Below are 7,947 nucleotides of genomic sequence, written 5' to 3'. Positions count from 1 at the left end.
GGGCGAAGACCGTGCTCGCCGCCGCGCTCGGGGTTGTCGTGAGCGCGCTGCTCGCCGCCTTCGTGACCCTGTACTTCGACATGTGGGCCAGCAGCGGCCCCTCCGTACCCGGTGCCAAGGGGATGCACGCCGAGTCCGAGGTCTGGTGGGACCTGACGCGGGACACGCGGGCCGTGCGCGTACCCGGCCTGCTCGGCACGGCGGATGTGCGGCAGCAGCGCGGGGACGCCGAGTTGGTGCTCGACCGGCTGGTCGAGGGCGGCGGGACGCACGCCGGGATGATGCGGATCAGGCTGACCCTGATGAACTTCTCGAAGGCGCCCCTCTCCGTCACCGAGGTCCGCGCCCGGGTGGTCGACGAACAGCCGGTACGCGAGGGGACGTTGCTGGCGTGTGGCGGTTCGCAGGGCGGGGTGGGCATCGCCCGCGTACGGATCGACCTCGGCAGCGCGAACAAGTCCGCCCAGGAGTACGACGGCGACGACCTCGTCGGCCAATACCCCACCAACGAGCTGCAGTTGGCGAAGCAGGACGAGCCCGCGATCTTCGACATCAAGGTCGAGGACGGCCCGGCCACCTACTCGTACGTGATCGACGTGTCGTACACCCAGGGCACGAAGAAGGGCCGGATCGTCGTGGACCAGGCCGGCAAGCCCTTCGTGCTGTCCCCGGCCACCGGCTCGCTCCGGGCCGAGTACCAGTGCAACGCCGCGCTGAACGGGTGGAGCAAGCGGCGATGAGCGGCCGCCGGGTCTTCCTGTTCTCGTTCCTGCTCGCGGGTGTCGTACTGGCGGGCCTGCTCACGGTGCTGCAGTTGCGGCAGGCGGACAGTGGGCCGGGCGGTGGGCCGGGCGACGGACCGACCGGGCGGCCCGCCGCGCTGGCGCGCACCACCGCGCACGCCAAGTCGGTGACGGGCGGCGCCACTTGGTCGAGCACCTGGTCGGCCACCGTGCCGGGGCGCGGCGCCGTCCCCGAGCGGGTGCTCGGGAGCGGGCGCTGCGCCGACCTGCACGCCTGGGCCACCTCCCGGTCCGCAACGCCGAGGGGCACGGCCACGGTCGCGTTCACCCTGGCCGCGCCGCCGGACAGCCGGGTACTCGTACGGTCGCTGCGCCTCGTCGAGGGACGCGCGATCCGCGCACCGCAGGGGCGGGACGTCGAATGCGTGGGCGCCGCCGACCCGCTCGGCGGCCGGCTCGACCGGTGGGGACAGCTGAGCGTGGAGCATCCGAAGCCGCTCCAACTGAGCCGCCACGTACGGCCCGGCGGCGTCACCGGGGGAGTCGTCCAGGCCGGCACCACCGACTGCTCCTGCGAGTGGTGGATCGAGGCGGAGGTACTGGAGGACGGCGTCCCGCGGACCGTACGGATCGACGACGGTGGGCGGCCCTTCACTCTCGCCCCGCCGGTGCGGCGGATCGGCACCCCGGCCGAGGACGAGGGGCAGAAGTACGGCGCCGCGGATATCGCCCTCGTCCGCGGCCGGCCCACCCGCGGGCGTGCCTCGGGAAGCCTTTCGGTGAGCGCCGGCCGGCTGCTCTCGCGCGACTCCCAGGAGCTGTGGATGGTCGCGGACCGGAACGTCCCGCGGGTTGGGCCGCTCACCGCCAACATGGACGTCCCCGGCGCCGTCTGCCCACGGGTGGAGTCGGCCCTGCTGAGCGCCGGGGCCCGGCCGGCCGGATACGACACGTTCGGCGTCGAGTTCGCCGACACCGGGCCCTCCCCCGCCGCCGGTGAGGGCACCGCCGAGGGCACGGTCGCCGACGTACGCCTGCGTGTGGCGAAGGTGGAACGCGCGGGCTCCGAACCCACGGGGTACGGCTGCTACCCCGACGCCTGGACCCGCAGGATGAACGCGGACCGGGAGTCGACCGACGTCGACCTCCGGCGCGAGGACTCGGAGGTGCCCGTCCTCACCGCCGAGCCGGTGCGGCTGTACCGCGACGTGCCGGGCGTCCCGGCCTCGGGCGCCATGTTCTTCGGGGTCTTCGCCACCGGGCCCACGGACCTGGTGTTCCACTTCACGGTCGAGGTGACCGTCAGGGGCGCCGGAGGTCAGCGCACCCGGTTCACTCTCGACGACGCGGGCCGACCGTTCGTCCTGGCCGCGCGGCCCGACAGCCGTTCCCCCGAGGACGAGGAGCACTCGTATCTGGAGATCGGCCGACGGGTGAGTTGAGGGGGCGACGGGTGAGTTGAACGGGTGAGCTGAGGGGGCGGGTCCTCGGGGGCGTGGTGGTCACGCCTCCTCCCCGGCCGGTGCTGCGACCGCCCGTGCCGCCGCGATCTCCCGCCTCAACTGGGCCAGCGGGCTCGTCGTGTCGTCGTCCATGTCCAACGGTTCGGCGCGGTGCGAGCCCGTCGTCGGGGCGGGGCGGGTCGTGGACTCCTTGAGGTCCTCGGCCAGTTGCTCCAGCTGACGCGAGAGTTCCTTCGACTCGGCCGGGCCCGGCCGCGGCGCGCCGTGCCGGATCCGGACCCGGGCCGCGGTCGTCGCGTCCACGACCCGCTCAAGGGCCACGACCAGCGGCCACCACGCGGCGGCCTGCTTGCCGACGGGCGGGGGTTCGGTGAGGGCGCGCTGGAACTCCGTACGGACCACGGACAGGTCGCGGTAGATACGGCGACGCATCCGCGCCCGGCCCGCCTGGTCCGGCACGCCGGGCGTCGCCGGGTCGAGGAACGCGCACTCGACATACCGCGCCGTGTCCGCCACCGCGTCCGCGAGCCGGTCCCCGATCCGGGTGCCCCAGCTCTCCGGCCACAGCAGATACCCGGCGACGAGAGCGATGCCGCAGCCGATCAGGGAGTCGTACATGCGCGGCGCGAGCAGCGCCGCGCCCTGGTGGTTGAGGACATCGGAGAGCAGCAGGATCACCGGGGTGATCGCCGCCGTCTGGTGCCCGTAACCACGCGGCGTCAGGGCCGGGATCATCGGCGCGAGCACCAGCATCACCGGCACGTCCCACCAGCCGCGCGGCACCTGGGAGAGCACCGCCGCCGCGAGCACCAGACCCGCGGCCGTGCCGATGGCGCGCAGCACCGCCCGCGAGAACACCGAACCGAAGTCCGGCTTCATCACGAACGTGATGGTCAGCGCCACCCAGTACGAACGCGGCACCTCGATGAGCGACACCAGCGACTGCGCGAGCCCGATGCACAGCGCGAGCCGCAGCCCGTACCGCCAGGAGGCCGCGGACAGCAGGACGTTACGGGCCGCGCGGCGGGCGCGCTCGCGCAGCGCGGCGGGGCGGCCGAGCCGGTCGTCGACATTGCTCGGGTCGGCGTCCGCGAGCGCCTCCGCCGCATACCGGATCGACGCGTCCACCGCGTGCTCCGCCGAACCCTGCGGCCCCTCGGGCAGCCGCAGCTCGACCGGCCCGGTGAAGCCCCGCTCCACCGCCTGCGCCAACGCCCGTACCGCCGCGGGCACTTCGGGCGGCAGCGGCCGCCCCCGCTGCTGCGCCGCGGGCGCCGCCTCGACGACCGGGATCAGCGCGTTGAGCTGCGCGAGCAGCCGTACGAGGTCGGCATTGCGCCCTTGGTCCCGGGTACGCCGGGCGAGCACCAGGTCGTACGACTGGTTCAGGGACTGCGTGACGTCGTGCCGCGCCGCGGCGTACGCGTCCGGGTCGGTGCCTGCCTTCTCAAGCAGGTCGGCCACCGTGCGGTAGGTCCCGGCGACCGCGATCCGCTCCGGCACCCCGGACCGCAGCGGCCAGGCGAGCAGCGCGAGCGTCAGGACGAGCAGCCCGCCGCTGGTCATCAACAGCGGCGCCAGCCACCAGGCGCCCGGCATCGGAAGGCCCGCGCCGACCACGGAGTTGAGCAGCAGCAGCAACCCCGATACGGAGGCCACCGCACCGATCGTGGAGATCATCCCGGAGATCAGCGCGATGGCCGTGACCACGCCGACCGCGAGCCAGCCGTGCCCGTACACCAGCGTGCCCAGGGTGACGCCGACGGCACCGAACAGCTGCGGCACGGCGATGTTGAACACCCGCATCCGGTACGCGGTCGCCGTGTCCCCGATGACCCCGGACAGGGCGCCCATCGAGGCGAGCGCGCCGTACGCCGGATACCCCGTGGCGAGGCCGACCGCCAACGGCAGCGTCAGCCCGATCGCCGCCCGCATCACCGCCGGCCAGGGGATGGGCGCGGGCTTCGGCTTCAACGGGCCGAGGCTCCGGAGCAGCCACTCGGGCGGGGCGAGACGGGCGGCCGTGAACTCTCGGGGCATACGCCCATTATGTTCGGGCCGCCCTCGACCGGCCCCTCCCTTGCGGTGCTGCTATCTGCCCTTTCCGCTGTGCAAGGTGCTGTGCAGGGTGAGGTCGACGACCAGCGAACGGTGGTCGGTGTGCGCCAGGTCGAGGAACCGGGCATCGCGCGCCGCGAAGTGCCGGCTCACCAGGACGTGGTCGATCTGCGTGCCCAACGGCGGGGCCGTTGACGCGGGCCACGTCGGGGTGCGCGTCCCGCCCGCGAGCCGGGTGCTGTCGCGAAGCCCGGTGTCGAGGATGCGGCGGAACGCGGCGTGGTCCTGCCCGGCGTTGAAGTCCCCGGCGAGGATGGTCGGTTGGTCCGTGCCGGGGTTCCTCTCGGTGCGGATTCCTGTGCCGGTGTCGGTTCGTGTGACCGTGGCTTTTCCGGTGCCGGTGCGGGTGCGGGTGCGGGTGTCGGTGTCGGTTCGTGTGTCCGTGCCGGTGGCTGTGTCCCTGTCGGTGGCGGCCTCCGCCCCCGCGCCCGCGCCTGCCGCCTCGTCGCGCAGCCCGTCCAGTTCGGATCGCCACAGGCCGACCCCGCCGGGCACGGGCGGCATCGGGTGCGCGAGCTGTAGCCGTACCGCGTGGCCCTCGACATCCGCCACCGCTCCGGGCATCCCGAGCGTGCCCCGGACACCGGCGGTCCGCCGCAGCGGGTAGCGGCTGAGGATCGCTGACCCCTCGGCGCCGGTCGCCTCCACCAGGCTGCGGTGCGGGAACCGCTCGCCGAGCCGTCTCTCCAACGCGCCCGAACACCTCAGGTCGCACTCCTGGACGAAGACCAAGTCCGGCTTCTCCCGCACCACCGCACGGATCAACTCCTCGGTGGCGCCGCCGTATTCGACGTTCGACGTGAGCACCCGCACCTGTGCCGCCGCCGGCCCGTCCGGCGCGGCCGCGTCACCGTACGGCCGGCAGAACCAGCCGGTCACGGCGAGCGCTAGGACACCCCACACCACTCCGGTACGCCACCGCGCGAGCGCCGCGAACGCCAGGCCCGCGCCCGCCGGTACGAGCAGCCACGGCAGAAACGCCAGCAACTGCGGCACCGGCGTCACACCGTCGACGTCCAGGGCCCGGCACAGCAGTACGACACTGACACCGGCCAGGAGCAGGGCGGCCGCGCCGAGCGCGAGGAGCGCGGTGGGGCGGCGTGCGCCGGGGCGGCGTGGGTCGGTGCCGAGTGGGCCGGTTTCGCGGGGGCGTCGCTCGGCGGTGCGGCGCGGGAGGAGCCGTCGGAGGACCGAGGTACGGCCCGCTCCGGACCCGGCACCGGCCCGCCCTTCTGCCTCCGTCTGTGTCTCCACGGTGAGAGCCTCTCTCGGTTCGCTGTCAGTGCGGTCTGGGTCCGACAGGGGTTAGACGGGGGTTCCGGGGTGCAGGGTTGCGTCGGTGTGGTGGGCCGGGCCGTCGGCGGCCACCTCCGCCAACGTCCGCAGCGCCGCCGCGAGTACGTCCTGCGGCGGTGAGGCGAGGCCGACGCGCACCAGGTCCGGTGCCGTGGTCGCCCCCACCGTGAAGGCCGCGCCCGGCGTGACCGCGATCCCGCGCGCGGCGGCCGCGGCGGTGAACGTCTCGCCCCGCCACGGCGCGGGCAGCCGCCACCAGACGTAGTACGCGTGCGGATCGGTGCGTATGTCATGGCCCGCCAGGGCTGTGTCGACCAGCCGGTGCCGGGCAGCCGCGTCGGCCCGCTTGGCGGCGGCGAGCCGGCCGGCGGTGCCGTCGGCCAGCCAGCGGGTGGCGGCCTCCAGAGCGAACCGCGCGGCCGTCCAGCCACCGGAGCGCAGCGCCGCCGCCGTGCGCTCGTCGTCCGCCCCGGGCGTGACCAGGAAACCGACGGACAGACCGGGCGCGAGCCGCTTCGACAGGCCGTCGACGACATGGGTGCGCTCGGGCGCGTACGCGGCGAACGGCGCGGGCGCCTCCGGGCCCAGGAACGACCAGATCCGGTCCTCCACCACCGGCAGGTCCAAGTCCCGTACCACCGCCGCGAGTTCACGCCGCCGCCCGTCCGGCATGGTCGTCCCCGTCGGATTGTGCAGCGTCGGCTGTACGTACAGGGCGCTCAGCGGCGCCGAACGGTGTGCCTCGGCCACCGCCCCGGGCCGCATCCCCCGCTCGTCCATGGCCAACGGCACCAGGGTGACGTGCAGCCGGGCCGCGATCTCCTTCACCACGGGGTACGTCAGCGCCTCCACCCCGACCCGGCCGCCGGGCGGGACGAGCGCGGCCAGGGCCCCGGCGATGCCCTGCCGTGCCGTACCGGTGAACAGCACCTGCTCCGGTGCGGGCCGCCACCCACCGTGCGCGAGCAGCGCCGCCGCGCCCACCCGCGCCCCCGGTGTGCCCGCCGCGGCCGCGGTCCCAGTGGCGGACGCGAACACATCGGGCCGCAGCAACGGCCCCAGGCTCGCGCTCAGCAGCTCCGACTGGCCAGGCGCGAACGGGTAGTTGAGCTCCAGGTTCACCTCGGCGGGCGTGGCCGCCGGCTCGGTCAGCGCCCGCCCCGTCGGCTCCGGCACCGCCCGGACGAACGTGCCGCGCCCCACCTCACCGACGACAAGACCCCGCCGTACCAGCTCGGCATAGACCCGGCTCGCCGTGGACGGCGCGATCCGGCGCCGCCGCGCGAACAGCCGCTGCGGCGGCAACCGGTCCCCGGGCCGCAGCCGCCCGCGCGCGATCTCCCCGGCCACGGCATCGGCGATCCGCCGGAAGTCCTGGAACTCCCGCACTCCCTCGGCACCCTTCACCCTGTCCCCACCCCACTCCCACATTGCTCCGAGTACAAAGCCATGCATTGCTCCGACCGTAGCCTCGCTCCTACGCTCCTGACCATGGCAGACGCACTCCTCCCCAACGGAATCTCGATCGCCTACGACGACCTCGGCCCCGCCACCGGCACCCCTCTGGTCCTGGTCCACGGCCACCCCTTCGACCGCACCATGTGGGCACCCCAACTCGCCGCCCTCCACGACGAGTTCCGCGTGATCGCGCCGGACCTGCGCGGCTACGGCGGCTCGACGGTCGCCCCCGGCACCACCCCGTTCGCCGCCTTCGCCCACGACATCGAGGCCCTCCTCGACCGGCTCGGCGTCCACGAGTTCGTACTCGGCGGGCTCTCCATGGGCGGCCAGATCGCCATGGAGTGCGTACGACTCTTCGGCGAGCGGATCGTCGGCCTCGTCCTCGCCGACACCTCCCCGGCGGCCGAGACGGACGAGGGCCGCACCTGGCGCCGCGAGCTCGCGGAACGGCTGCTGCGCGAGGGCATGAAGGGGTACGCCGACGAGGTCCTGCACCGGATGGTCGCCCCGCACTCCGCCCCCGAGGTCCAGGAACACGTGCACCGCATGATGTGCGCCACCGATCCGGAGGGCGCGGCGGCGGCCCTGCGCGGCCGGGCCGAACGCCCCGACTACCGTTCCCTGCTCGCCCGGTTCATGGCCCCTGCCCTGGTGGTCGTCGGCGCCGAGGACACGTACACTCCGGTCGACGAGGCCCGCGCGATGCACGCCGCTCTGCCGCACGCCACGCTCCGGGTGATCGACGGCGCGGCCCATCTGCCGAACCTGGAACGCCCCGACGACTTCAACGCGGCGCTCCGGGCGTTCCTGTCCGCGCGCTGACACCCCCGCGTCTTCGCCCCTGCCCCTTGCCCCTTCCCTGTCCC

The 7,947-nt window shown here is 74.1% G+C and carries 6 protein-coding genes; 3 read left to right on the top strand and 3 right to left on the bottom strand.

The genetic code is table 11. The features are described from left to right. Both GUY60_RS30455 and GUY60_RS30450 read left to right on the top strand, forming a co-directional pair. A partial coding sequence (locus tag GUY60_RS30455; protein ID WP_161703635.1) for a hypothetical protein occupies nt 1-740 on the top strand: 740 nt, incomplete at its 5' end. Further along, complete coding sequence (locus tag GUY60_RS30450; protein ID WP_161703633.1) at nt 737-2,185, top strand: hypothetical protein; 1,449 nt, start codon at nt 737-739, stop codon at nt 2,183-2,185. The genes GUY60_RS30455 and GUY60_RS30450, both read left to right, overlap by 4 nt. A 60-nt stretch (nt 2,186-2,245) precedes the next feature. On the opposite strand, the gene GUY60_RS30445 is transcribed toward GUY60_RS30450, so the two are convergent. From GUY60_RS30445 to GUY60_RS30435, 3 genes are all read right to left on the bottom strand, one after another. Beyond that, nucleotides 2,246-4,246, bottom strand: a complete 2,001-nt coding sequence (locus GUY60_RS30445) for an FUSC family protein (RefSeq protein ID WP_161703631.1) — start codon at nt 4,244-4,246, stop codon at nt 2,246-2,248. A gap of 51 nt (nt 4,247-4,297) precedes the next feature. After that, nucleotides 4,298-5,386, bottom strand: coding sequence for an endonuclease/exonuclease/phosphatase family protein (locus tag GUY60_RS30440; RefSeq protein ID WP_246235852.1), 1,089 nt, complete (start codon nt 5,384-5,386; stop codon nt 4,298-4,300). 243 nt (nt 5,387-5,629) lie between these two features. Next, nucleotides 5,630-7,027, bottom strand: coding sequence for an aminotransferase-like domain-containing protein (locus GUY60_RS30435; RefSeq protein WP_312866487.1), 1,398 nt, complete (start codon nt 7,025-7,027; stop codon nt 5,630-5,632). An 84-nt stretch (nt 7,028-7,111) separates the two neighbouring features. Between GUY60_RS30435 and GUY60_RS30430 the strand changes: the two genes are divergently transcribed. After that, nucleotides 7,112-7,903, top strand: coding sequence for an alpha/beta fold hydrolase (locus GUY60_RS30430; protein WP_161703628.1), 792 nt, complete (start codon nt 7,112-7,114; stop codon nt 7,901-7,903). The last annotated feature ends 44 nt before the right edge of the window (nt 7,904-7,947 follow it).

The organism is Streptomyces boluensis, from assembly GCF_009908195.1.
Classification (GTDB): domain Bacteria; phylum Actinomycetota; class Actinomycetes; order Streptomycetales; family Streptomycetaceae; genus Streptomyces; species Streptomyces boluensis.
The sequence above is the reverse complement of the archived record's forward strand: the minus strand, read 5'-3'. Positions and strand labels throughout refer to the sequence as shown.